The sequence below is a fragment of the Paenibacillus sp. FSL M7-0134 genome (genome assembly GCF_038007865.1).
Lineage (GTDB): Bacteria > Bacillota > Bacilli > Paenibacillales > Paenibacillaceae > Paenibacillus > Paenibacillus polymyxa_B.
Genome location: NZ_JBBOXV010000001.1, coordinates 2,953,564 through 2,979,189 on the forward strand (window position 1 = coordinate 2,953,564; position 25,626 = coordinate 2,979,189).

Here is a 25,626-nt window from a genome sequence, read left to right on the forward strand (position 1 = left end):
CAATGGCGATTATGGAATATATTGATGCGATTCGTCTTGCCATGAAAGAAGAGATGGAGCAGGATGAAACGGTTTTTGTATTAGGTGAGGATGTCGGGGTGAAGGGCGGCGTCTTTACAACGACAAAGGGGCTTATGGACCAATTCGGTGAGCAACGTGTCATGGATACGCCATTGGCTGAGTCTGCTATTGCCGGGGTTGCGATTGGTGCAGCCATGTACGGAATGAAGCCGATTGCCGAAATGCAATATTCGGACTTCATGCTTCCGGCGACAAATCAGATTATTAGTGAAGCAGCTAAAATCCGTTACCGCTCTAACAACGATTGGAACTGTCCTGTGGTAATCCGCGCGCCAATCGGTGGTGGTATCTTTGGTGGTTTGTATCACTCTCAGTGTCCAGAATCTATCTTTTTTGGTACGCCGGGTTTGAAAATTGTTGCTCCATTTACACCTTATGACGCAAAAGGATTGCTGAAAGCAGCCATTCGTGACCCTGATCCAGTGCTGTTTTTTGAAAATAAAAAATCCTACAAGCTGATCAAGGGTGAAGTGCCTGAGGATGATTATATCGTTCCGATTGGCAAGGCTAATCTATTACGTGAGGGTGACGATATTACGGTCATCGGATATAGCCAGCCTTTGCATTTTGTCATGCAGGCTGCTGAGGAATTGGAGAAGGAAGAGGGCATTACCGCACATGTTGTGGATTTGCGCACACTCCAACCGCTGGACCGCGAAGCCATTATTGAGGCTGCACGACATACAGGTAAGGTATTAATCGTGCATGAGGACAACAAAACGGGCGGCATCGGTGCCGAGGTATCGGCAATTATTAATGAGGAGTGTCTGTTCGAGCTGGATGCGCCGATTGAGCGTCTATGTGCTCCTGATGTACCAGCCATGCCGATCAGTCCACCGATGGAGAAGTTTTATATGTTAAACAAGGATAAAGTTAAGGAAGCCATGCGCCGTCTTGCAATGTATTAATAAAAGCTAGATTGGACGAAAGCATTCCAAAAGTATAGCGGGGGCAGCGGTAAAACGCGCCCTCCTATGATGTTAAGGAGTTGAAAAAATGTCAGACCAAACACAATGGAACGACGTGACCATGCCACAATTGGCAGAATCGCTCGTATCGGCGACAATTGCCAAATGGCTCAAACAACCTGGTGAAACGGTAGAGCAATTCGAGCCGATTTGCGAGGTTATTACAGATAAAGTGAATGCAGAAATCCCATCCACATTGGACGGCATTATGGGTGATCTGTTGGCAGAGGAAGGTCAGACAGTAGCGGTAGGCGATTTAATTTGCCGTATCCAGACGAAGTCGACTGCACCTTCGGCGGCAACAGGAGCGACACCTGTTGCACCAGCATCTCAAAGTACCGTACAAACACAATCTCAGCAGAGTGCTGGATCGGACCAGTCCATGAGAGGACGTTTTTCCCCAGCGGTGCAAACCCTGGCTGCTGAGCATAATGTCGACTTAAGCCAAGTACCAGGCACGGGCATGGGGGGAAGAATTACCCGCAAAGACGTGCTGAATTATGTGCAGCAGGGCGGTTCTGCTCCCACTGGAGTATCTGGACAGCCGACTGCGACAACATCAGGACAAGGATCTCCTTTTGCAGGAAGACAGCAGTCTGCCACTCAGCACAGCACACCGATTCAAAATATGGACCCTGCTATTCCGGTTCGTAACAGTGGGATTCATTTGACGGAGGCTCCAAAGGCTCCTGTGATCGAAGTTGAGGGTGGCAACAATAACAGATCCGAGTATTTTATTGATGTTACACCCATTCGCAGTGCAATTGCTCGCAATATGCGACAAAGCGTTTCCGAAATTCCACATGCATGGACGACGATTGAGGTGGATGTGACCAACCTGGTAATGCTCCGCAACAAGATCAAAAACGAGTTCAAGCAAAAAGAAGGCATTAATATTACGTATCTGGCTTTCCTCATGAAAGCAGTCGTGAATGCAATCAAAGAATATCCGATCATGAATTCGGTGTGGGCTGTGGACAAAATTATCGTCAAAAGAGATATCAATATTTCGCTAGCCGTGGGTACAGAGGACTCCGTTCTTACTCCTGTTATTAAAAAAGCGGACCAGAAAAATATTGCTGGATTAGCTCGTGAAATTGACGATTTGGCACGTAAAACCCGGGAAGGCACGCTCAAACTGGACGACATGCAAGGCGGAACGTTCACTGTAAACAACACAGGCTCCTTTGGTTCGATTTTATCTTATCCGGTAATTAACTATCCGCAGGCTGCAATTCTTACCTTTGAATCCATTGTTAAAAGACCAGTGGTTATTGATGATATGATTGCGGTTCGCTCGATGGCTAATCTGTGCTTGTCGCTGGATCATCGCATTTTGGACGGAGTGATTTGCGGACGATTCCTGCAACGGGTTAAAGAAAATCTAGAAGGCTACACTTTGGATACGAAGCTGTACTAATCATCCGAACAGTGGGGGAAATGTACGGAGAGGAAGTGATAGGCCGTGAACAGACGACCGCTTGATGTAACCTATACGAATAGGATGGAATATGCCCATGCATGGGATGTCCAGAAGGAGATTGTGGGAAAGCTGGATGCGGGAGAGGCAAGAGAAACGCTTATGCTTCTCCAGCATCCGCCGACCTATACGATTGGATCTCAGCGGCATCCTGAACATTTGCTCCTTACACCAGAGCAACTGAAGGAGCAGGGAATCAGCGTCTTTCAGATTGACCGTGGGGGAGACATTACATATCATGGGCCGGGGCAGCTTGTCGGATATCCTCTACTTATGCTCGGCAACCGGGAGGCGCTGAATCTGCACGGATACCTTCGAAGTCTGGAAGAAGTGATCATCCAGTTGTTGGCATCTTATGGGGTTGAGGGAAGCCGTAAGCCTGAATATACGGGGGTATGGATCGGGAATCTAAAAATTGCGGCCATTGGCGTCAAATTCAACAAGTGTAAGCACCGTCGGGGCTTCGTAACCAGCCATGGCTTTGCCTTTAACATCAAATCAGGGATACAGCATGAGGGCTTTGAGGGCATTGTCCCGTGCGGAATTCAGGAATACGGTGTGACATCATTGGAGGACTGCATACAGAAGCCTATGTCGGTGGAGCAGATTGCGAAGGAAATTGTACCGTTCTTTGAACAGCAATTTTCATTTGCTGCGCAATGGCAAACGCATTCTTTCCAATAAAGGTAAGGCGGGCTATTGTGTATGTACACGAAAGCCCGCCTGTTTGCTTTACGTAACAGCTCGTCCACTCAAGGCTTCAATAGTGCCTTAGAGCAGCCGGATACCTTGAGCGGTATAGTTATTATAGTGGCATAATAAACGGCTCAATTACCATGAACAGCGTAGAACCAATCATAGCTGCGAGCATAATGTAGACGAAAAAACGAACCCATTTTTTGTTCGACATGTGTAACTCCTTTAGGATAGGTTTAAGTCATAGATAAGAACATCTATCCGTATTGTAGCGTAATCGGGAAAGAGAGGAAAGTTTAATGACAGTAAAAGTAGTAAAAGACCGAATCGTACAGGAATTTATGGAACTCGTACAGGTGGATAGTGAAACGAAAAATGAGCAGGAAATATCACGTGTTCTAAAAGAAAAGTTTAATGCACTCGGGCTGGAAGTAATGGAAGACGATTCTCGTGAAAGAACCGGACATGGTTCAGGCAATCTGATCGTCACCTGGAAAGCGGAAGGTGTGGAGAAAGCACCCAAATTATTTTTCACCTGCCATATGGATACCGTTACTCCGGGTAAAGGCATTAAGCCACAGTTGGGTGAGGATGGCTGGATTCGTAGTGACGGTTCAACGATTCTGGGTTCTGACGACAAGGCGGGAATTGCTGCTTTGTTCGAGGCGATTCGTGTCGTGCGCGAGCAGAATATTCCCCATGGTCAAATCCAGTTCGTGATTACAGCTGGCGAGGAATCTGGTTTAATGGGTGCACGGGCGATGAAGCCGGAAGTGCTAGATTCTGATTTCGGATATGCTTTGGATTCGAATGGTGAAGTTGGCTCTATTTGTATAGCTGCCCCAACGCAGGCACGTATTGAAATGAAGATAACTGGGAAGTCCGCTCATGCGGGGGTAAATCCCGAAGATGGCATTAGTGCCATTCAGGTCGCTTCTAAAGCCATTTCTAAAATGAAACTAGGACGGATTGATAAGGAAACGACCGCTAACATCGGCAGTTTCGAGGGCGGCGGCGCGACGAATGTGGTATGCGATTTTGTATTGATCCGTGCAGAGGCACGTAGTATTGTGCAGGAAAAGGTTAATCATCAAATCCAGCATATGCGTGAAGCGCTGGAAACCACCACACGCGAATTTGGTGCACAGGGAGAGTTCCGCAGTGAAGTCATCTATCCAGCATTCAGCTTTACGGAGCATGACGAAGTTGTACAGGTTGCGCAGCGTGCAATTCAAGGACTGGGACTGGCAACGTCGACCTTCCATTCCGGTGGTGGCTCAGATGCTAATGTATTCAACGGGCTTGGAATTCCAACGGTGAATTTGGCTGTGGGCTACCAGAACATCCATACAACAGAGGAAAAAATCAAGGCCGATGACCTGGTGAAGGTTGCTGAAGTTGTCATAGCTCTGATTCAAGAAACCACAAAATAAACTTGTATCATACACTTGCAACATACTGAAAAAAGGTTCAGGTTAAAGACAGGAACAGCGTTCCTTCGTCTTTAGACCTGAACCTTTTTTGGAACAGCTAGCGAAGCGATGGTGGCGGTAGGTCCGTGTTCCTTTTGCCACTGACGCAAAAGTGCTTGAATCTGCCAGGCTTTACCAACGATATGGAGGGTGCTTTCAGTACGGTAGCTTTTCATTTCTGCATCTCCTCATGACAGGAAGTTTGTTATTCTACCACCAGCATATGTACAAAGTGGACAAGTTAGACTAACTTTGGTGATAATTAATAAAGAAAGATAGATATGAAGGAGGAAACTTACCGATGAACGAGCAAACGAACGGACAATTGAACAATCCAACAAACGATGCACATCGCAAGCCTTATTCCAATCCTGCGCTGGAGGAAAAGACCGTGTCCACACAGTCTATTTTTGAGGGAAAGGTCATTACATTACAGGTAGACACGGTAGAGCTTCCCGACGGCTCCACTGGAAAGCGTGAGATCGTAAAGCATCCAGGGGCGGTGGCTGTTTTGGCTCTACATGAAGGAAAAATGCTGGTCGTGGACCAGTACAGACAGGCGATGGGGCGCTGTGAGGTAGAAATTCCTGCAGGTAAGCTAGAGCGGGGTGAAGATCCGATGGAAGCAGCGGGGCGTGAGCTGAGAGAAGAGACAGGTTATACTGCCAAGTCGCTGAAGCTGCTGCACTCCTTTTATACCTCTCCTGGCTTTGCGGATGAAATCATTCATCTGTATGTTGCCGAAGAACTGGAGTTAGGTGAGATGGAACCGGATGAGGATGAATTTCTGGAGTTGTTTGAGGTGACGCTGGAAGAAGCACAGACGCTCATTCGTGAAGGACGGATTAGTGATGCCAAAACGATTCTGGCCGTCTATGCGTGGCAACACCGCCAACATACAGGGAGCTTCTAAGCGGATGGATGAAAATATAGTAGAACTTAACGACTACTTTGCAGACTTGCATATTCATATTGGCAGAACAGAGAAGGGAAATCCGATCAAAATTAGTGGCAGCCGCGATCTGACCTTTGCCAACATAGCTAAGGAAGCCTCCGGTCGTAAAGGAATTGGGCTGATCGGTATCATTGACTGCCATGCACTTAATGTACAGGAGGATATTCGTACCTATTTACATACGGGTGAAATGAAGGAAATCAGCGGCGGCGGTATCGCTTACCGGGATACGGTTATTCTCCTTGGCACGGAGCTGGAAATACGTGCTGAAGGTCGCCCTGAGGCGCACGTACTGGCCTATTTTCCAGATCTGGCGGCGATGGAGGATTTTACCCAATGGCTGGCCCGGCATATGAAAAATGTTAATCTTAGCTCACAACGAATCTATGCGCCGCCACGCGAGTTGCAGCAGCAAATTTACGGACGTGGAGGCATTATGGTGCCTGCGCACGTGTTTACTCCTCATAAGGGCATATACGGCAGCTCAGCGGCCCGTATGGAGGAACTGCTGGATATGGAGCTCGTTAGCGGGGTGGAGCTGGGGCTGAGCGCAGATTCATCTATGGCCGGTTTGATTTCGGAACTGGATCGCTTCAGCTTTCTCACGAATTCAGATGCCCATTCACTTGGGAAAATCGGACGAGAATACAACAAATTATCACTGGCAAAGCCGTGTTTTGATGAATTCAGAATGGCTTTGGAGCGGCGGGAAGGACGACGGGTGCGTGCCAACTACGGATTAAATCCGAAACTGGGCAAATACCATCGTTCTTACTGTCAAAGCTGCGGTACGATTATTGACGAGCAACAGATGGCGGATGAACGTTGTCCTGACTGTGGTCATACCAAGCTGGTGAGAGGTGTGCTGGATCGAATATGGAGCATTGCTGACCGTGAACAGCCCATGATTCCTTCCCATCGTCCGCCGTACATTTACCAGATTCCCCTGGAGTTTATTCCAGGTCTGGGTAAAGCCAAGCTGAACCAGCTATTGGCTGCATTTGGAACAGAAATGAATATTTTACATGAGGTTACACAGGAGGAGTTAGCAGCAGTCGTCGGAAAAGTGCTGGCAGAGCAAATTGTGCTTTCACGTGAGGGGAGACTGTCGCTTGTATCCGGTGGTGGTGGAACATACGGCAAAATAGCTAAGTCCTAGTAAAGTCTTGTCCCTCTAAAGGCATATCAGCGTCTGCTTGTTCATAACCATAAATTATCTATGCCGCTGGCTTGGCACATCATTCGTGATGCTTGATCTGCAGTGAAAGCTGCCCCATTTCTAGCCATCAGCCGTCGGATTACGGTTGTTTTTTGGACAAACAAGCAGATGAAAGGGGCAGGACGCCGATGCAATGGTTTCGTCATACGTTAAAAGATCAGACGCCGTATTATGTTTTCTTGGCTGTGCTGTTTCTGGTGGGAGTCGTCTTTGGCGCACTTATGGTAAACGCACTCTCGCTGGAGCAGTTACAGGATTTGTCCCGTTACCTGAAGGATTTTTTTGTAACAGTCAATCAAAACGAACAGGGCTTCGCTGATTCGCAGGCGGCTTCGACCTTTTGGGATAGCGTATCTTTACATCTGAAATGGGTCGGCCTAATTTGGGTGTGTGGCCTTTCGGTTATTGGTCTACCGGGCATTCTTGTATTGAATTTCCTCAAGGGTGTGCTAATCGGATTTTCAGTAGGTTATATGGTGGGGCAATATTCGTGGAAAGGACTGCTATTTTCTTTGGTTTCAGTTGCTCCCCATAACCTGCTCGTCATTCCGGTACTGCTCGTCTGCAGCGTGGCTGCGATGACTTTTTCCATCCATATGATCAAAACCAAAATACTCGCTACCCGGCCGTCAGACGGGATGCTGCGTCCGTTGCTGTCTTATGCAGGATTGACTGCTGTGATGATGGTGCTTCTTATCGGTAGCGCGTCCTTTGAAACTTGGATCACCCCGGTTATGATGCAATGGGTCACTCCTATGCTGACAGCTTCCGTATCATCTTGATCCGTTTCAAAATGTTTGACTTTATTTGTATAGACCCCCTATAATAATAGGAGTGAAAAAAGTGCAGTAGGCAGTAGCTTTGCAGGGGGAGGGAGACACATGGAAGCACGGATCGAAAAAATTAAGCAGCAGCTGCAATCCCAGGGCTACAAACTAACGCCTCAGCGGGAAGCCACCGTCAGAGTTTTACTTGAGAACGAAGATGATCATCTGAGTGCGGAAGATGTATTTATGCTCGTCAAAGAGAAAGCTCCCGAAATCGGTCTGGCAACCGTATACCGTACCCTAGAACTGCTAAGTGAACTGCATGTCGTGGAGAAAATTAATTTTGGTGATGGCGTTGCGCGTTATGATTTGCGCGGCGATACAACCAAACATCACCATCACCATTTGATATGTGTGCAGTGTGGCAGTGTAGATGAAATACTGGAAGATTGGCTTGGACCATTGGAGGAGCGTCTGGAACGGGAATATAATTTTACCGTAGTGGATCATCGTTTGGACTTCCACGGTATCTGTTATCGTTGTAAGGCGAAGAACGATACGACGGCTCAGAAATCTTTGGGCAAATCCAGAAAACACAAATCTCAGGACTAAAAGCTGACTACCCAAGCTCTCACCGACGAAGATGCGTTCGGGAGAGCTTTTTTGGTTAGGAATCTGTTGTTCGAGATTAAGTGGTATAAAAAGGAATAGCTTGTCATACCCTTCCATAGAGAGTCCTAATAGGGACTATATTCTGGGGAAAAGGCGGCTGATTCACATGGTACTATCGTTGCGGAGAGGACTAAAATGGCTGCGTTTGGTAATATTGTTCGGGGTGCTGGCATGTATGTTCTTTTATAGCCTCAGGCTGTTTACAGATTGGATAACACCTGTAGATCATTACCGAATACCGGAAGGACATGCAGTTAAGGTATTTGGCGGGCAAAAAGTAAATGAAGGGTCCGAGCATCGAATAGCAGTGTTGGAACGTTTACGTTTCTTTTACTGGTATGGTGAATAGTCTAAGTAATCGGTCTTGATGAGCTTATGATATGAACGCAGCACACGAAGAAGCAGAGGCTGAGACTGAACCGCTGTATGCAGAACAAGGAGACTTTTGGAACTCATGAAAATGTACATTCAACCTTTCGTTCAATATATGGAAGAGGAAAAGGGCTTGTCGCGCAGCACATTGGAAGCGTATCAACGGGACGTACAGCAGTTTGCCGAGTTTGCAGAAAGCTGTGGTATTGAGCAGCCGGATAACGTTCAACGGTCACATCTGGTACTGTATTTGGGCCGTTTGAAGGAACAGGGAAAAGCTGCGGCGACGATATCACGTAGCGTCGCCTCCATTCGCTCCTTTTTTCATTTTCTTATTCGGGAGGGAATTACGATCCATGATCCGTCCGTTCTGCTGGAGCTGCCCAAAGCGACTAAAAAGAAGCCCTCGGTGCTAACGCAGGATGAGATAGAGCGTTTGCTGGACGCGCCGGATGTGACTGCCCCGCAAGGGGTGCGAGACAAGGCGATGCTGGAGTTGCTATATGCGACGGGCATTCGTGTATCGGAGCTGATTGCCCTAAACGTGGGTGATGTCCGCACCGATCTGCGCTTTGTGCACTGTGGCGGCGAGGCAGGCAAGGAGCGTGTTGTACCGATCAGCCGTGAGGCATCACAGTGGGCACAAGTCTACATGGACGAGCAGCGTCTACTATTGCTGAGATCCGGGCAGGGTGAAGAAGCTCAGGTAGAGCAGGAAGCCATGTTCCTGAACGTATCTGGTCAGCGTCTCAGTAGACAGGGCTTCTGGAAAATGATTAAGAAGTACGGCCAGGAAGCAGGCATAAGCGAGGATATCACGCCCCACACGTTGCGGCATTCCTTTGCGGTACATATGCTGGAGGGCGGAGCGGACTTACGCTCTGTACAGGAAATGCTGGGTCATGCTGATCTGTCAACGACGCAGGTATATGCGCAGACGGCCAGACGGAATATGAAGGAAGTATATGAAAAGCATCACCCGCACGGCGGCAACCGCACTTCTCATGAAAGCAAAGATCGAACGTAACGATACTTTGCTTTCATAGAAAATGTGATAATGACTATAACTTTACGATTGTACAAGTCAGGAGAGATATTAATGTCAACAGCCAACCAATCTACAATTCAGGAAGCAGCAGATTATATCCGTGCCAAGAGCGGAATACGTCCAGAGATTGGTCTTATTCTGGGATCAGGTCTCGGTATTCTGGCCGATTTAATTCAGGATGGAATTAGTATTCCTTATCAGGATATTCCCCATTTTCCTGTATCGACGGTAGAAGGTCACGAGGGAGAATTACTGTTAGGCACGATTGAAGGTCGCGCTGTCGTCATGATGAAAGGGCGCTTTCATATGTATGAGGGATATGGCCCGCAGCTGACGGCTTTCCCAGTTCGGGTGATGAAGCAATTGGGGATTCAAAGTCTGCTGGTGACGAATGCAGCAGGTGGTGTAAACACTTCCTACGAAGCAGGCGATCTGATGGTCATCTCGGATCATCTTAATCTGACAGGACAAAATCCATTGATCGGACCGAACGATGCTGGTCTAGGCGTTCGTTTTCCAGACATGTCGGAGGCGTACAGCCGCCGCTTGCGTGAAATTGCCAAGCAAACGGCTAACCAACAGGGCTTCAGTCTGCAAGAAGGTGTATATGCTGGATTGCTGGGGCCTAACTATGAAACGCCTGCTGAAATCGTTATGCTGCGTACACTGGGTGCAGATGCGGTGGGTATGTCGACCGTATCTGAGGTTATTGTAGCCCGTCATGCAGGTATTGAGGTACTGGGCTTCTCCTGTATCACGAATATGGCCGCAGGCATTCTGGATCAGCCTTTGTCCCATGGTGAAGTGATGGAGACGGCAGAGAAAGTACGTGAGCAATTTTTAAAACTTGTGCTAGCGATTATTCCACAAATGTAGATTGGGGATCATGTTCAACCGAAGCGGTGGACATATATCCCAAGAACCCCATATCCGATCGCCTTTTGATGGCGTGGATATGGGGTTCTTTTTTACATCAACGGTTGAGCTGAGTATGATCTCCTAATGAAGAGGGGGTGTGCTCAATGCAGTTGAATTCGCCTTTTCTGCTACAGCCAGTTTATGTCGTTCTTGCACCTTGATCACAATAACCATAAAAATGATCCAGTAAATGGCTAGCGAGTTCAGGAAACGGCTGTCCGTTATATTGTTCAATACGATAAATAGGAAAAAAACCACTGCCGTCAGCCATGTATACATATCTGCTTTGCCAATTCTGAATTTAAATAAAGTTGTTATGGCGAGTGTAATTGTTGCCAGTAGTCCTGTAAGGCCCACATCGATCCACAGATCACGGAAACCGCTATGGCTGCTTGTCAGATCAAATCGGATGCCGTTCGCATAGATACTGGGTCGGGCTGCCCAGTAGGAGCCGTAACCATGTCCGAACCAGTAATGGCTCTGAATAGCACCACCAATCCCCTGCCAGATTTCCGTTCTTCCAGTTAAGGTCGTTGTTTTTCCGAATTCCGACGCAATCGCATCTCCATAAGTAAAGGTGAGTACCAAACCCAAAAGAACGAGCAAGCAGGAACAGCTAATGAAGAAACCGCGCAACGCAATGCTTCGGATTCTCTTGAATAGCAGTATAAACAATATAAATACGAAGAGCGAAGATGTCAGTACCAAAGAGGTGGTAGATTGGCACTCGATGAGCAATAGGGCATTGAGTAAGATAAAGCCAATATGCAAAACTTTACGTTTACCCCTGAAAAAATAAATGACATGTGAAACAAAACTTAACAGAGAGAGAGTTCCAAGTGTATTTTTATGACCAGAGATGCCCTTCCATAGCCCAGTATGTTCTACTCCACCATGAATGGCAAAGGAGGGAACGAGCAAAACGGCGAGTAGATTGAGTATGCTCAAAATACTTAACGTAACGACTAAGAGGCGAATGCAGCCCTGAGTTGTATAATGGGTGACCAAATAGAGCCCAAAGGTAGAGAAGGCAAGGAATTTGAGAACCATCAGCAAGGAAGAGGTCTGTTCTTGTTCAGCCCATAAGCAGGAGGCAGCGATGTACAGCGTGAGTAGAGTCAGTAACGGATTGTCGGCTAAGGTTGCGATCAATGACTTGAGTGAAGGTAGTAGCATGGTATAGCTGAACAACAGGATAAGCACGGAAATCGTGATAACTCTGGGGGACAAACCCTGACAAGCATAAGGAATCGAAAAAGCCAGTAAACCAGCTACTGTAAGTACATGTTTCACGATTTCACCACCTGGATACATTATGTATCTATAATATACAAAACGTATCTTCTTGTACAATAATAATAAAATATTTATTTTCATTTTTCTCAAGCCTAGAGCAAGCCCTCTTGTGCATATACTCAGTCCATGCTAAGAAAATGAAGAATTCTTCGGCTTGGTCAAAAAAGGAACTATTTACGTTTTTAAACATGGGGGTGTTCGGGTGGCGGATCATTTTACAGACCGTTTGAAGTTGAATTTGAGTGGTACGGGCAAAGAGTTAACGCCGCAGCAATTAAATGAAAATTTTAAAACCATTGAAAAAGAATTCATTGAACGCAGTGTAAACGTAAGCTGGTTTGGAGCTGCTGGTGATGGTATTCAGGATGACACGGCAGCTTTGCAGGAATTGATTAATAAGACCCCCGATTATTCCATTCTTCACATCCCCAGTGGACGATACAAAATAACCTCTACCTTACAGATTCGCAAGCAGGGTGTGCGCATTTTTGGCATTCATAAGGGCAGATACCGACAAGGCAAAGGTGTTACGTCGATTGAATATTATGGTACGGGTCCTTGTTTTCAAATTGGAGATGAAAGTTTACCATCGTTTAGCGGATATCAAAATGTGCAGTTTCATGACTTATCGATCCGGTACGAGGGGGCTGACATAGGCACATTAAATAATCCGTTTTCGCAGTCAGTGAAGCGTGGATATTATGGCAAAGGTACTTTGGGTATTCAGGATTGGAAGGGTGGCGGAGTTGTCCTGGATAACGTCCTAATTGAGCATTTTGAAACGGCTTTTTGGGGCTATGAAAGTGATGTGAATTTATTTAAATGCACGGAGATTAATTACAATAAAACAGGGATTCACTTGCAGAACAGAAGTTCACAGTTTACTAGCATAGCGCTTTTTACATTGGGGAACGATACGGCATTGGATCTGAATAGCTCCAATGGGGCCAGATTTTTGGCTAGCCAGCACATTAAGGATGGAAGCTCCAAAGATATTCCCATTCTAATTAATGATTTTATGAACGCTGAATTTATAGGTTGCTGGTTTGAGGGACTAAGCAGAGAGCATAAGATGACAGTGCCTTCTTTTATTCAAATTGGGGCTACCAAAGAAACAAAAAATGTGGCTTTGCGTGACTCTATTTTAGCGATAGCGGACAAATTCGATGACACCCAATCCGTATGTAACTATTTTGTGGATGTGGTCATTGGCAAAAAAGTTTTGGTGGACGAGGTGGGAGGTTATCCCCGTAATCTAAAGAAGCTTATTTCTTTCTCTGGTAGCTCTTCCACACAGCAGGTGACACTTCGCTCACATTTGGATTTTAGCTATAGCAATAATCGTTATGGCGAGAATAATGGGACAGGGCAGGCTTTGCTGCTTGTCGAGAAATACTCAAACAACGGGATTGAGCATTTGGACGAAACCTTTGTTAAAGCCTACCTGGGAGCAAGGCAAAATCTTCCCGCAGGTAGCTGGCAGAAGGTGAAGTTTAATCAAATCAACCATGATGAGCTGATCGAATTCGATGCGGTGAATAGCCGATGGCGAGCCAAGCGAGCTGGGAAATACAGAATACAAGTCTACATTTCGACCGATCCCCAAGTGGATGGCAATCGCACACGGCTGGCACTTCACCTGAATGATGAGCAGCTTACCGGAAGTTCCGCCTATGCGTATCTCGATGATAGGGTAATTGGCGGACTGAACTATAGTGCATTGAGTGGAGCTATGGAACTTAGATTGGAAGCGAATTCTTTTATTGATATACGGGTGTTCAGTCAAAATACGATGGATATTCTACCCGGTGGAGGAATCACATATCTCACTATAAGCCGAATTTAAACAATTATTTCACAGACGATAGATGTTCTGTCATTTTATATATTGGAAAATGCGCACCATGCTGACTCAGCTTGGTGCTATTTGATGTTTTTATTCATATGGAATATTTTTCTTTCATTCTGACGACAATGGTTAGCAGCACGCGAATAGGCCGGAGGGGTAAGTAAATGGGCTCCGGTGCTTTACGCCAATATGTTGAGGAGGGAACCGATTGTGAAGAAAAAAGTGGTGGCGTTCATCCTGGCTTGTCTGGTAGCCTTGACTGCCGTCCCTGTCGGCGGTTGGGCCGAAGAAAGCAGACCTGAAAGCAAACCCAAAGAGGGATCAGCGGCTGAGCTGGCTCCCGAGGCTCTCTCGGCGATCCTGATGGATGCAGATACGGGCACAGTCATCTATGAAAAAAACAGTCGTGAAAAGCTTCCTCCAGCGAGCATCACCAAGATTATGACGATGTTGCTGACAATGGAGGCTATTCAAGATGGCAAGCTCAAGCTGACCGATAAAGTTCGGGCCAGCGAATATGCGTCTTCAATGGGAGGCTCGCAAATTTTCTTGGAGCCCGGTGAAGAAATGACGGTCGATGAGATGCTGAAGGGAATTGCAATGGCTTCCGGCAACGACGCCTCTGTGGCGATGGCTGAGAAAATTGCAGGATCTGAACAGGCTTTTGTCGAGATGATGAATGCGAAGGTGCAACAGCTCGGGCTCAAGGATACGCATTTTGCCAATTGCAACGGTTTACCCGTAGAGAATCACTATTCTTCTGCGCATGATATTGCGGTTATGAGCCGAGAGTTGTTGAAATACCCGCAAATTACGAAATATACGGGAGCCTATCAGGACTATTTGCGCAAATCCTCAGTCAAACCCTTTTGGCTGGTGAATACGAATAAGCTTGTCCGTTTCTATACTGGAGCAGACGGGCTGAAAACAGGCTATACGGCAGAAGCAAAGTTCTGTCTTTCCGCTACTGCGAAGCGTGATGGCTTGCGTGTCGTAGCTGTGGTGCTCGGGGAGCCAAATACGAAGATACGCAACAATGAAGTATCTTCCATGTTCGACTATGCATTTTCTCAATATACAATGAAATCCATATACAAGCCGGGTGAATTGCTGGGCAGCGTAAAAGTTGAAAAAGGCGTATTGCCAGAGCTGAAAATTCAGGCTGACCGTTCTTACAGTGTACTGGTGAAAAAAGGTGGCAACAAACAAACGTTGCGTCATGAATTGCAACTGGCCCCAAGCCTCAAAGCTCCTGTCCGGGCTGGTGACCCAATCGGTAAGCTGGTCGTCTATCAGGATGGACAACAGCTTAAGGAGTTTAATATCACTTCGCCTGTGGCTATCGAAAAGGCCGGATGGTGGAAATTGTTTAAACGTACCATGTCGAACCTATTTTCTTTGTAGATTTTACGGGGTTTTCTTCTAGTTTTGTCGGAGGGCAGGAATCGTCTGCGGCTACGTAGAAATCCTTGTCCAAGACCGGGAGGAGAGTGAGTAAGCATGAACCTGCAAATTGAAATGGAGCATCACCGGGGGGTACTGATTGTAAGGCTGTCTGGTGAGCTTGATCACCATACGTCGGACATGGTCCGTATGCAAATGGACGAGGCGATTCAGCGCCGGCAATGCGAGCATATTGTGCTCAGCCTGAAGAATCTTCAGTTTATGGATAGCTCCGGCCTTGGCGTTATCTTGGGACGGTACAAACTGATCAAGCAAAAGGGCGGAAAAATGGCAGTCTGTGATGTCAATCCGCCAGTACACCGACTGCTGGATATGTCAGGGCTGTTCAAAATCATGCCCATATATGACAACGAGGGAAATGCGCTCACGGAACTGGAGGTTGTGTCATGAGAGAAGGCACGGGAAACAATTTCATGAGCTTGCAGTTTGCTGCCAAATCGGAGAATGAAGCATTTGCTCGTGTGGCTGTCGCGGCCTTTATTTCCAGGCTTGATCCCACAATGGATGAGCTAAGCGATTTGAAAACCGTGGTGTCTGAAGCGGTGACAAACAGTATTATTCACGGTTATGACAGCGATCCGTCAGGTGTCGTAACGATCAAAGTCGGGATTGAAGCGGACGTGATCACGTTGGTTGTTGAGGACGCAGGGCGAGGAATTGAGGATATAGAGCTAGCCAAGCAACCTCTATATACGTCCAAACCTGAATTGGAACGCTCCGGCATGGGCTTTACGATTATGGAAAATTTCATGGATGAGTTTGAAGCAGTCAGTGAGCCGGGCGGAGGCACGTCGGTCCGGATGAAGAAAAGGATTGAATCCAAGAAAGCTTTATATAATTAGGAGTTGATCCTATGGAAGCAGGAGGAAAAAAAACTTCGCACAGCTATTTGGAGGATGCGGAAGTCAAGCGGCTTATTGCACTGAGTCAATCTGGTGATAATGAGGCTCGTGAGACACTGGTCAATAGTAATATCCGGCTCGTCTGGTCTGTCGTGCAGCGCTTTATGAACCGGGGGTATGAACCTGACGATCTTTTTCAAATTGGTTGCATCGGCTTGTTAAAATCGGTGGATAAATTCGATCTCAGCTACGAAGTCAAATTTTCAACATATGCAGTACCGATGATTATCGGTGAGATTCAACGGTTTCTGCGTGATGACGGTACACTCAAGGTTAGCCGTTCCTTGAAGGAAACGGCCAATAAGGTCCGCAAAATGAAGGACGAGCTATCCAAACGACTCAACCGCCTGCCTACAGTCAAGGAAGTTGCTGATGAGCTGGGAGTGACACCGGAGGATGTTGTTTTTGCGCAGGAGGCCAATAAGCCGCCTACTTCAATTCACGAAACGGTGTTCGAAAATGACGGTGATCCGATTACACTTATGGATCAGATTGCTGACGAATCACAGGAAAGATGGTTCGACAAGCTGGCACTCAATGAGGCCATTGGCGGACTATCTGAGCGGGAGCGGTTGATTGTGTACCTGCGCTACTACCGGGATCAGACTCAATCAGAGGTTGCAAGTCGGCTTGGTATTTCTCAGGTGCAGGTATCACGGCTGGAAAAAAAGATTTTACAACTGATCCGCGATCAGATTGCCCAATAATAACAGTCAGGATCTTAGTGACATCCTTATGCTTACGTATTACTAAAGGGTATTCCAAAGCCATTTTAATGGCAAGGGGTACTCTTTTTTGCGTGGGATAAAAGACAATACACAGAATAGGTTTCCTTGCTTCGTTCCATACTAATCGATAATTACGAGGATAAGGAGGGGATCGGATGACTCATAGTCCGGCTCCTACAGTAGCTCCTATTGTCTACTTGCGGCTCCGCAGCCGTGTCCGCATGATACAAGGGCAGGATTTACATTTGGGTGATGTAGCCCAACTGCTGACTAATCCTGAATGGGAAAAGGATTTGCTTGAGCTTGTTCTCAAGCGGCCGCAGCACCAGGACGGTAATCTGATACTGATAGACATGCTGCAGATTATAGCAAAAATTAGAGATCATATTCCGGGGGTCGTAGTTGAATCTCTTGGGAAGCCGCATGTACTTGTGGAACTTGTGGAGAAACCCCGTAAGCCGTCCAAAATACTGTTTGTTTTGGTATGGGTGCTTCTGTTTTTTGGCTCTGCGCTGACAATTATGAATTTTCATGCCGACGTTAGCATGATGGAGGTACAGGTTCGGATTGTGGAGATGATTACGGGACATAAGGATGAGCATCCGTACCTGTTTCAAATTGCTTACTCGATCGGCATCGGCTTTGGCATGATCGTTTTTTTTAATCACTTGTTCAAGAAAAATTGGAACGAGGAGCCGACGCCGCTGGAGGTGGAAATGTATCTGTATCAGGAAAATGTGGATCAGTATGTTGTGGCAGAGGAATATGAAAAGATGGCCCGTCTGCAGACAAAGGATAAGAAACCATGATATTTGTACAGGCTGCACTTCAGATTATTTTAGGTATTGCTGGGGGCCTTGCGGTGGGTAGCGGTGTAATTGCTTTTTTTATTGTGCTGGATATCATGCCGCGATTAGCACAACTTACCCGTACGTATAAAAAATCACGTGCATACGAAAAGGCAATGATTGTAGGCTCAGTACTGGGAACTGTGGTCGATTTTTGGAACATTTGCTTGCCACTACCGGGCATATTTACATGGATACCTGGGTTATTTTGCGGAGTGTTTATTGGCTTGCTCGCCGCGGCTCTAACGGAGGTATTGAATCTCCTGCCTATACTCGCCAAGCGACTCCACATGACCGTGTATATGCTCGGTCTGTTGATGGCAATGGTGCTTGGCAAGGTGACGGGTTCCTTATTTGACTGGTTTGTATACAACCGTTAACAACGAAAGCGAAGGGGGCAAGGGATATGGATCACAGAGCGGATCAAGAGCATCAGGAGCAGCATCAAGAAGACGGGGGAATTGGAAAGGAAAACCATACCGGCGGAGAAGAGTTGAGTCCATGGCAGAAAAAGCAGGCGCAGGAATCAGCACGTTTTAAACACAAAAAAGAGAGTGAGCGGTCTGATAACGTAGAGGAGTCCGTTCGCTACTGGCAGGCCGAAGATGATATATCGCCGAGGATGAAGGATAATAAGAATACACTTGAAACAGTATTAGGTTTGGGGGAGACCTTTGATGTCGTATTCAGGGAAATGACACTGGGTGGGCGTCATACTGGATATCTGTTCCTAAATTCCTTTGCGAAGGATCAGATCATGCTTGAAGTGCTAAAGCGGCTCACCTATCTGACGCCGGATGATCTCTCTTCGGATGGACTACAAGCGTATTTTGAAAATTTTATTCCACATATTCAGGTGGAGAAGACGGATAAGATGTCTGTGGTCATTAACAAGGTGCTGACGGGACTGAGTGCCTTTTTCATGGAAGGCGAGCGTTTTTCCCTTATTCTGGATACTCGTAATTACCCGGTGCGTAATCCGGAGGAACCTTCTTTGGAGCGGGTTGTGCGCGGTGCTCGCGACGGGTTTACTGAAACAATGCTTACAAATGTAGGTCTGGTGCGCCGGCGTTTGCGCGACCCAGGGCTTAAATTTGAGGCTATGCAGGTCGGACGTCGAACCCGAACAGACGTATGTTTGGGTTACATTGACGATATTGTGGATAAGGTGATGGTGGATACTGTACGAGATAAAATTAAAAATGTTAATTTGGATGGTATTCCGCTGGCCGACAAGCAATTAGAGGAGACGATTATCAATAAAGGTTGGAATCCATATCCATTAGTACGATATTCGGAGCGACCAGATGTCGTGGCATCGCATATCATGGAAGGAAGGCTCGTTATTTTCGTCGATACCTCACCCAGCGTGATGATTTTGCCTACCACTTTTTTTGACTTGTGTCAGCATGCAGAAGAGAATCGGCAAACCGCTTTTATGGGAAGTTATTTGCGGTGGGTACGTTTTATAGGTATATTCGCCTCGATGTTTCTGCTTCCGATGTGGCTGCTAATGGTCATCAATCCAGAATTAAAACCGGCGTTTCTTGATTTTATTGGTCCTCAAAAGGAAGCACATCTTCCGCTGATTGCCCAGTTTATCATTGTAGAACTAGGGGTCGATCTAATGCGAATGGCGGCTGTGCATACTCCGACACCACTGGCTTCCGCTATGGGCTTGATCGCAGCGATTCTGGTCGGTGATATAGCGGTTAAGACGGGACTTTTCGTGAATGAGGTCGTGCTGTATATGGCTGTCGCTGCCATAGGAATGTTCGCAACACCGAGCTATGAGCTGGGGTTAGCGAATAGACTGATTCGACTATTCCTGCTGGTTGCTGTTGCAATTTTTCACGTACCGGGCTTTGTCGTGGGTACGACACTGATCATTTTGATGCTGACGCTGCATCGGTCATATAATTCTTCGTATTTGTGGCCGTTCATTCCTTTTAATGCCAAAGCGTTAGCTTCCATCTTGTTCCGTATGCCTGTACTAGATGCGCCTAACCGCCCGTCATCTAACAAAACGAGGGACAATACGCGTATGCCCCATACGGATGCCGACACAGATTCGAACTCAGGCAATGGACAGGAGCATTAATATAAATGATCTGCATAAAAATCCATTGTTCTTGATGTTTTTTTTGCTATACTGGTGTAAACATTCGATGGAATATGACTAGCTTGTTCCAGAAAGAGAGGCGCCAGAACATGTATTTGCATGGAAGCAGTAAAATTAACAGCAATGGACATTTGGAGATCGGCGGTTGTGATACAACGCTTTTGAAAGAGCGTTTTGGCACGCCGCTATATATTGTTGACGAACAGTTAGTCCGCCGGCGCTGCCGGGAATTCATAGAAGCTTTTCGTGAAACTGGATTGAAGTTTCAAGTTGCTTATGCAAGCAAAGCGTTTTGTGTTATGGCGATGTGTGCTTTAGCTGCTGAAGAAGGAATGTCGCTTGACGTAGTTTCCAGTGGAGAATTGTTTACTGCGCTACAAGCAGGGTTCCCGGCAGAGCGAATCCATTTTCACGGCAATAACAAAACACCGGAAGAAATTGAAATGGCGTTAGATGCGCAAATTGGCTGCTTCGTCGTTGATAGCGAAATGGAGTTGCATTTGTTGCAGGCCCTTGCCTCCGAGAAAGAACAGCAGGTGAATATCTTACTGCGTGTTACACCAGGGGTTGAGGCGCATACGCATGAATATATGGCCACAGGTCAAGAAGATTCGAAATTTGGCTTTGACATTGGGAATGGTACAGCACGCCAAGCAGTGGAACAGGCTATCGAGCTGGACCATCTTAACCTGTTAGGGGTACATTCTCATATCGGTTCGCAAATTTTCGAAGTGAATGGCTTTCAAATGGCTGCTGAACGGGTTGCAGCTTTTTCCAGAGAAATTAAAGAACAGCTTCAGTTTTCTTTCAAAGTGATTAATCTGGGTGGGGGATTTGGCATTCGCTACACAGAGGAGGACACACCGCTGAAAGTATCCACCTATGTGCAGGCTATCGGCGAAGCGGTGAAAACCTATTTTTCAGGACTTTACGATGAACTTCCAGAAATTTGGATTGAGCCGGGACGCAGTATTGTAGGCGATTCAGGCACGACCTTATATACGGTAGGGAGCATCAAGGATATTCCGCAGGTACGTAAATATGTCTCGGTAGATGGCGGGATGACAGATAATCCACGTCCTGCACTGTATCAGGCCAAGTATGAAGCGATGCTGGCTAATCGAGCGCAGGATACGAACGAAGAGACGGTGTCCATTGCGGGCAAATGCTGCGAAAGCGGCGATATGCTTATTTGGGATGTAGAGCTGCCTCGTATAAATAGCGGCGACTTGCTCGCTGTTGCCTCAACCGGAGCCTACAATTACTCCATGGCGAGTAATTATAACCGAATACGTCGACCAGCAGTTGTATTTGTCAACAACGGTGAGGCCGAGTTGGTGGTGCGTCGGGAAACCTACGAGGATATCGTACGCAACGATGTTGTGCCACAGCGCTTGATTCGTGATCAAGCCAGTCCGGCGGTTCAGCCTAACGCCAAGATTACGGTTTCGTCCTGATTTTAGCATTGTAAGATCAAGCAGGCCATTGAGTCGGTAATAATACACCGGGGACAATGGCCCTTTTTTTTTGGACAAGACTTTGCTAAGCGCGGCAATTCATAGTAAACTGGAACTTGATGTTATTTAGTTCTCAAAACAGGTTGAAAAGGAGATACAAACAATGAAAAAAGGTAGAATAGATCTTGAAAACGGCGGTATCGTCGAAATTGACTTTTTCCCAGAAGAAGCTCCAAACACCGTTGCTAACTTTGAAAAGCTGGCAAACAGCGGTTATTACAACGGTTTGAGCTTCCACCGTGTCATTCCGGGCTTTGTGGCTCAAGGTGGTTGTCCAATCGGTAACGGTACAGGCGGTCCTGGTTACACGATTGACTGTGAAACAGCTACGAATACAACAAAGCATGCCAAAGGCGTTCTGTCCATGGCTCATGCAGGTCGCAACACAGGTGGCAGCCAATTCTTTATCTGCTACGCTCCACAACCACATTTAGATGGAGTACATACTGTATTTGGTAAAGTAACCAAAGGTATGGAATTCATTGATGCTGTAAAACAAGGCGACAAAATGAAAGAGGTTAAAGTATTTGACGTGTAATTTTACCGTTAATTACATGATCTTTTTTAAATAGCGTTGCACCTAAGCCGTTCTGTCTTTGGACAGGGCGGCTTTTGTTGTCTTTTGTTTGACGGTTTATTGATTTTCGCAATCACGTAGGCATTACAGTGCGTAAGATCACATTCGAAAAGTAAGTGTTGTGATAGCCTTCTCATAAGAATGCATTTTCCATTTATTTTATATGAGTATTCAAACTCAGTAAGGATTGGAAAAGAAGGGGGCTTATCACATTGTCTATTTTAACGCGCACAAATCGACTCGGATTTTTTGAAATCCGGCTGGAATCCATTGGTGGACTCGGCGCTAATCTGGCTGGCAAAATGTTGGCCGAAACCGGGGTGCTTGGTCTGGGGCTGAATGCTTCAAATTTTTCGTCCTATGGTTCGGAAAAAAAGGGAACTCCGGTTAAAAGCTTCGTCCGCTTCTGTGAGCCGGAGGTCGATATTCGGGATCACAGTCCGATTGAGCAACCGCATGTGGTAGGCATTTTCCATGAAACGTTATACAAAACGGTAAATGTAATCAGCGGACTGCCAGCGGATGGGATTGTAGTGGTTAATTCCACGCGTCCAGCAGAAGAAATACGGGCTGATTTGGGACTGGTATCCGGTACATTAGCGGTGGTGGATGCGATGGGCATCGCACTGGAAGAGCGAACCAAACTAAATACGTCCATGCTCGGTGCCTTGTTCCGTGTCTGTGATTTCCTGGACCCGGAAGCGATGAGATCGGTTATACGCAGTACCTTTGAAAAGAAAAATCCACTGTTAGTGGAACCTAATCTGCGTACGTTTAACCGTGGTTATGATGAAATGGAACTGCACGTATATCCAGTTACTGATGACGCAGAGGATCGGGTTTTTGAACGTCCGCAGCCATTGCTGGGATACGAAACCCAACTACTGGGGGGCGTTATTGCAACTCAGGGAAACAGCATGACGAGAGATGTTAGTGGTTCACGTCAGGGGTATGTGCCTGAATATGAAGCTGATAAATGTACCCATTGTGCCAAGTGTGATTCGATTTGCCCGGATTACTGTTTTGTATGGGAAGAGCAAGCAGACAAACGCGGAAGAATGATGCCATTTTTGCAAGGAATTGATTACCAGTATTGCAAAGGATGTCTGAAATGTGTAGATATTTGCCCGTCAGGGGCATTAAGCTCGCGTCGCGAACAATGGGGATGGGCGGAACAGAATCGAGTTGCCCACCAATTTCCGGCATATGAAGGAGGGCGTGCGTAATGGCAAAACTGGAGGAAGAACTCAAACAGACAGGCGCCGCGCAAGTGACAACGTTCGAATCCGGTAATGAAATGGCAGCTACGGCGGCTGCGCAGATTAATTATCATATGATGGGATATTTCCCGATTACTCCATCTACCGAGGTAGCGCAGTATCTGGATCAGATGAGAACGAGAGGTCAGCATAATATTAAGCTGGTTGCAGCAGACGGAGAACACGGATCGGCAGGGATTTGTTATGGAGCTGCCGCAGCGGGAGCGAGGGTTGTGAACGCCACTAGTTCGCAAGGTTTCCTGTACATGCTGGAGCAGTTACCTGTTCAGTCAGGTACCCGTTTTCCAATGGTTATGAATCTGGTGACACGAGCTGTTAGTGGTCCCCTGGATATTCGCGGGGATCATTCGGACCTGTACTATGGTTTGAATACAGGCTGGGTCATTTTGACGGCAAGTACACCACAGGCTGTGTATGATATGAACATCATGGCACTAAAAATCGCAGAGCATAGCGATGTTCGGCTGCCTGTAATGGTCGCATATGACGGTTTTTATACGTCCCATCAAAAACGTAAAGTGCAATATTTTGCCGATGCTGAGACCGTGCGCGGTTTTGTAGGTCCTAACCCGAACTTGAATTATCCGAATATTACGGATTTTGAACATCCTGTTACCGTGGGTGCGCATATGAACGGTGATGACCTGACGAATAATCATGTTCAGCTATCTGAAGCACTGAAGCTGTCAGAAGGAGTATATGAGCAGGTAGCAGCAGAATATGCCGCTTTATCCGGTCGGGAATACCCGATTTTGGATCTGTATCATATGGAGGATGCTGAGGTCGCGGTATTCCTGTTGAATTCGGCGGCTGAATCGGCCAAGGATGTGGCGGATCAACTCCGCGCGCGCGGGATTAAAGCTGGTGTGATACGTCCGAATATCATCCGACCGTTCCCAGCCGCACAACTGCGGGAAGCATTACGCGATGTCAAGGCGCTGCTGGTAGGTGAACGTGCAGATTCGTATGGGGCAGACGGCGGTAATTTAACGCATGAAATTAAAGCGGCCTTGCAGGAGGACCCGCTGAACCGGACACTCGTGTTGAGTCGTATATTTGGCTTGGGCGGCAAGGATTTTTATGCGGAAGATGCAGAGGCGTTCTTCCAGCTTGCGATTGAGGCGGCAGAGGCCGGACGAGCCGAGAAGCCCTTTGATTATTACGGAATTAATCCGGGTTCACCGGACAAGGTGATGCCGCAAGTTATGCAACCGCCACGTGGCAATGCATACCGTACGGGTCTGATTCAGGTTACGCCGGACGAGGCGACCGGGAAGCTCAAAGTCAAGGTACCACCCCTGCGATCGTTGACGACCAAACCACGCCGTCTTACACCAGGTCACGGGGCTTGCCCAGGATGTGGGGCATTGTCTGCGCTGGAACTGTTTTTCAAAGGTATTGAAGGGGATATTGTCGTGCTGTTCCAGACAGGCTGCGTATATGTGACGACGACAGGGTATCCATATACATCACACAAACAACCGATGATCCACAATCTTTTTCAAAACGGGGCCGCTACACTTTCGGGAGCGCTGGAAGCTTATATGGAAATGAAGCGCCGCAATGAAATTGAGATGTCGGACGATCCGACCTTTATCATGATCAGTGGTGACGGTGGGATGGATATTGGTATGGGTTCTGCGATTGGTGCGGCTCTGCGTAATCATAAGCTGATCATGTTGGAATATGATAACGAAGGGTACATGAATACAGGTTCACAGCAATCGTACTCCACTCCGCTCGGTCACATGACCAGTACGTCGGGTGTAGGGAAAATGCAAAAAGGAAAGCAAGGGCATCACAAGGATACCGTGCAAATCATGGCTGCTTGTAACATTCCGTATGCTTTTACAGCAGCTGAAAGTCATCCGCAGGATATGCTGCGTAAAGCAGCCAAAGCTCAATGGTATGCGAACAACGTGGGTACGGCCTATGGTAAGATCCTGTGCGCCTGCCCGCTGAATTGGAAATCCGAAGACAGACTGGGCACCAGCATTGTGGGCGCCGCAGTCGAGTCCTGTTTCTTTCCTTTGTACGAAATCGAGCAAGGCAGTACGACGATTACGTATAATCCGGAAGACAAGGGAAAACGGATTCCAGCTGCAGAATGGTTGAAATTAATGGGTAAAACGAAGCATCTTCTCAAGGAGGAGGCTACGCTGGCTACCTTTGAGCAGGAGATTGAGCGTCGCTGGACTACCCTGAAAAAGAAACATGAAATTTCAGAGCTATAATTCTGTTTTTTTGCATAATCATCGATTAGCACTGTTAGCCGCTGTTACTGTAGTGGTTCGATCAAGATTCTTTGCGCTTATTGTGCAAAGAATCTTTTTTGTCGTTTATGGGTTGAAGCATAAAAAAACAGGTAATGATTTCCGATATAGGAGTGGAGGCC

General features: G+C 46.9%; 26 protein-coding genes. 23 read left to right on the forward strand and 3 right to left on the reverse strand.

Annotation, left to right across the window (positions count from 1 at the left end):
- Positions 1 to 2: 2 nt before the first annotated feature.
- The 3 genes from NSQ58_RS13170 to lipB all read left to right on the forward strand — a co-directional run bounded on the left by NSQ58_RS13170 (position 3) and on the right by lipB (position 3,213).
- Positions 3 to 989: an alpha-ketoacid dehydrogenase subunit beta gene (locus NSQ58_RS13170; protein ID WP_013310796.1), complete on the forward strand. Its 987-nt coding sequence runs from the start codon at positions 3 to 5 to the stop codon at positions 987 to 989.
- An 88-nt stretch (positions 990 to 1,077) separates the two neighbouring features.
- Entirely contained in the window at positions 1,078 to 2,469 is a 1,392-nt protein-coding gene (locus tag NSQ58_RS13175) for a dihydrolipoamide acetyltransferase family protein (protein ID WP_053325691.1), read from the forward strand.
- 45 nt (positions 2,470 to 2,514) lie between these two features.
- A complete protein-coding gene (lipB, locus tag NSQ58_RS13180) occupies positions 2,515 to 3,213 on the forward strand; it encodes a lipoyl(octanoyl) transferase LipB (RefSeq protein WP_068941567.1) in 699 nt (232 codons plus the stop codon).
- A gap of 121 nt (positions 3,214 to 3,334) precedes the next feature.
- On the opposite strand, the gene prli42 is transcribed toward lipB, so the two are convergent.
- The gene (gene prli42, locus NSQ58_RS13185; RefSeq protein ID WP_023989226.1) at positions 3,335 to 3,439 is read right to left on the reverse strand and encodes a stressosome-associated protein Prli42; all 105 of its coding nucleotides are present in this window, start codon (positions 3,437 to 3,439) and stop codon (positions 3,335 to 3,337) included.
- Positions 3,440 to 3,524: 85 nt separating this feature from the next.
- Between prli42 and NSQ58_RS13190 the strand changes: the two genes are divergently transcribed.
- Entirely contained in the window at positions 3,525 to 4,658 is a 1,134-nt protein-coding gene (locus tag NSQ58_RS13190; protein ID WP_279832650.1) for a tripeptidase T, read from the forward strand.
- Between the two features lie 71 nt (positions 4,659 to 4,729).
- Here the strand turns inward: NSQ58_RS13190 and mciZ are convergent, their stop codons facing one another.
- Complete coding sequence (gene mciZ, locus NSQ58_RS13195; protein WP_076159536.1) at positions 4,730 to 4,873, reverse strand: Z-ring formation inhibitor MciZ; 144 nt, start codon at positions 4,871 to 4,873, stop codon at positions 4,730 to 4,732.
- A 125-nt stretch (positions 4,874 to 4,998) separates the two neighbouring features.
- Between mciZ and NSQ58_RS13200 the strand changes: the two genes are divergently transcribed.
- The 7 genes from NSQ58_RS13200 to NSQ58_RS13230 all read left to right on the forward strand — a co-directional run bounded on the left by NSQ58_RS13200 (position 4,999) and on the right by NSQ58_RS13230 (position 10,606).
- Positions 4,999 to 5,610, forward strand: coding sequence for an NUDIX hydrolase (locus tag NSQ58_RS13200; protein ID WP_341057570.1), 612 nt, complete (start codon positions 4,999 to 5,001; stop codon positions 5,608 to 5,610).
- A gap of 4 nt (positions 5,611 to 5,614) precedes the next feature.
- Positions 5,615 to 6,811 carry an endonuclease Q family protein gene (locus tag NSQ58_RS13205; protein WP_341057785.1) on the forward strand — a complete coding sequence of 399 codons (1,197 nt, stop codon included), beginning with the start codon at positions 5,615 to 5,617 and terminating at the stop codon, positions 6,809 to 6,811.
- Positions 6,812 to 6,999: 188 nt separating this feature from the next.
- Positions 7,000 to 7,653, forward strand: a complete 654-nt coding sequence (spoIIM, locus tag NSQ58_RS13210; protein ID WP_023989222.1) for a stage II sporulation protein M — start codon at positions 7,000 to 7,002, stop codon at positions 7,651 to 7,653.
- Between the two features lie 99 nt (positions 7,654 to 7,752).
- Complete coding sequence (gene fur / locus NSQ58_RS13215) at positions 7,753 to 8,250, forward strand: ferric iron uptake transcriptional regulator (protein WP_023989221.1); 498 nt, start codon at positions 7,753 to 7,755, stop codon at positions 8,248 to 8,250.
- Positions 8,251 to 8,416: 166 nt separating this feature from the next.
- A complete protein-coding gene (locus tag NSQ58_RS13220; RefSeq protein WP_023989220.1) occupies positions 8,417 to 8,659 on the forward strand; it encodes a YqzK family protein in 243 nt (80 codons plus the stop codon).
- Between the two features lie 105 nt (positions 8,660 to 8,764).
- Positions 8,765 to 9,709: a site-specific tyrosine recombinase XerD gene (gene xerD / locus NSQ58_RS13225; RefSeq protein ID WP_023989219.1), complete on the forward strand. Its 945-nt coding sequence runs from the start codon at positions 8,765 to 8,767 to the stop codon at positions 9,707 to 9,709.
- Between the two features lie 72 nt (positions 9,710 to 9,781).
- Entirely contained in the window at positions 9,782 to 10,606 is an 825-nt protein-coding gene (locus NSQ58_RS13230; RefSeq protein WP_023989218.1) for a purine-nucleoside phosphorylase, read from the forward strand.
- A 123-nt stretch (positions 10,607 to 10,729) separates the two neighbouring features.
- On the opposite strand, the gene NSQ58_RS13235 is transcribed toward NSQ58_RS13230, so the two are convergent.
- Entirely contained in the window at positions 10,730 to 11,941 is a 1,212-nt protein-coding gene (locus NSQ58_RS13235; protein WP_028540613.1) for an O-antigen ligase family protein, read from the reverse strand.
- Positions 11,942 to 12,146: 205 nt separating this feature from the next.
- On the opposite strand from NSQ58_RS13235, the gene NSQ58_RS13240 reads away from it, so the two are divergent.
- The 12 genes from NSQ58_RS13240 to NSQ58_RS13295 all read left to right on the forward strand — a co-directional run bounded on the left by NSQ58_RS13240 (position 12,147) and on the right by NSQ58_RS13295 (position 25,465).
- Positions 12,147 to 13,790: a glycosyl hydrolase family 28-related protein gene (locus NSQ58_RS13240; RefSeq protein WP_341057571.1), complete on the forward strand. Its 1,644-nt coding sequence runs from the start codon at positions 12,147 to 12,149 to the stop codon at positions 13,788 to 13,790.
- A gap of 213 nt (positions 13,791 to 14,003) precedes the next feature.
- The gene (locus tag NSQ58_RS13245; protein WP_068941575.1) at positions 14,004 to 15,197 is read left to right on the forward strand and encodes a D-alanyl-D-alanine carboxypeptidase family protein; all 1,194 of its coding nucleotides are present in this window, start codon (positions 14,004 to 14,006) and stop codon (positions 15,195 to 15,197) included.
- A gap of 96 nt (positions 15,198 to 15,293) precedes the next feature.
- Complete coding sequence (spoIIAA, locus tag NSQ58_RS13250) at positions 15,294 to 15,647, forward strand: anti-sigma F factor antagonist (protein WP_013310782.1); 354 nt, start codon at positions 15,294 to 15,296, stop codon at positions 15,645 to 15,647.
- Positions 15,644 to 16,099 (forward strand): anti-sigma F factor, encoded by a 456-nt coding sequence (gene spoIIAB / locus NSQ58_RS13255; protein ID WP_023989214.1) that lies wholly within the window; start codon positions 15,644 to 15,646, stop codon positions 16,097 to 16,099. The genes spoIIAA and spoIIAB overlap by 4 nt, the downstream gene beginning before the upstream one ends.
- A gap of 11 nt (positions 16,100 to 16,110) precedes the next feature.
- A complete protein-coding gene (sigF, locus tag NSQ58_RS13260; protein ID WP_023989213.1) occupies positions 16,111 to 16,866 on the forward strand; it encodes an RNA polymerase sporulation sigma factor SigF in 756 nt (251 codons plus the stop codon).
- 176 nt (positions 16,867 to 17,042) lie between these two features.
- Entirely contained in the window at positions 17,043 to 17,696 is a 654-nt protein-coding gene (locus NSQ58_RS13265; RefSeq protein ID WP_013310779.1) for a stage V sporulation protein AA, read from the forward strand.
- A complete protein-coding gene (locus tag NSQ58_RS13270; RefSeq protein ID WP_023989211.1) occupies positions 17,693 to 18,115 on the forward strand; it encodes a stage V sporulation protein AB in 423 nt (140 codons plus the stop codon). The genes NSQ58_RS13265 and NSQ58_RS13270 overlap by 4 nt, the downstream gene beginning before the upstream one ends.
- 26 nt (positions 18,116 to 18,141) lie before the next feature.
- Positions 18,142 to 19,836, forward strand: a complete 1,695-nt coding sequence (locus tag NSQ58_RS13275) for a spore germination protein (protein WP_028540616.1) — start codon at positions 18,142 to 18,144, stop codon at positions 19,834 to 19,836.
- A gap of 110 nt (positions 19,837 to 19,946) precedes the next feature.
- A complete protein-coding gene (lysA, locus tag NSQ58_RS13280) occupies positions 19,947 to 21,314 on the forward strand; it encodes a diaminopimelate decarboxylase (RefSeq protein ID WP_013310776.1) in 1,368 nt (455 codons plus the stop codon).
- Positions 21,315 to 21,477: 163 nt separating this feature from the next.
- Positions 21,478 to 21,912, forward strand: a complete 435-nt coding sequence (locus NSQ58_RS13285) for a peptidylprolyl isomerase (RefSeq protein ID WP_013310775.1) — start codon at positions 21,478 to 21,480, stop codon at positions 21,910 to 21,912.
- Between the two features lie 251 nt (positions 21,913 to 22,163).
- Positions 22,164 to 23,177, forward strand: coding sequence for a 2-oxoacid:acceptor oxidoreductase family protein (locus NSQ58_RS13290; RefSeq protein ID WP_023989209.1), 1,014 nt, complete (start codon positions 22,164 to 22,166; stop codon positions 23,175 to 23,177).
- The gene (locus tag NSQ58_RS13295; protein WP_069079982.1) at positions 23,177 to 25,465 is read left to right on the forward strand and encodes a thiamine pyrophosphate-dependent enzyme; all 2,289 of its coding nucleotides are present in this window, start codon (positions 23,177 to 23,179) and stop codon (positions 25,463 to 25,465) included. Before NSQ58_RS13290 ends, NSQ58_RS13295 begins: the two co-directional genes overlap by 1 nt.
- Positions 25,466 to 25,626: the final 161 nt, after the last annotated feature.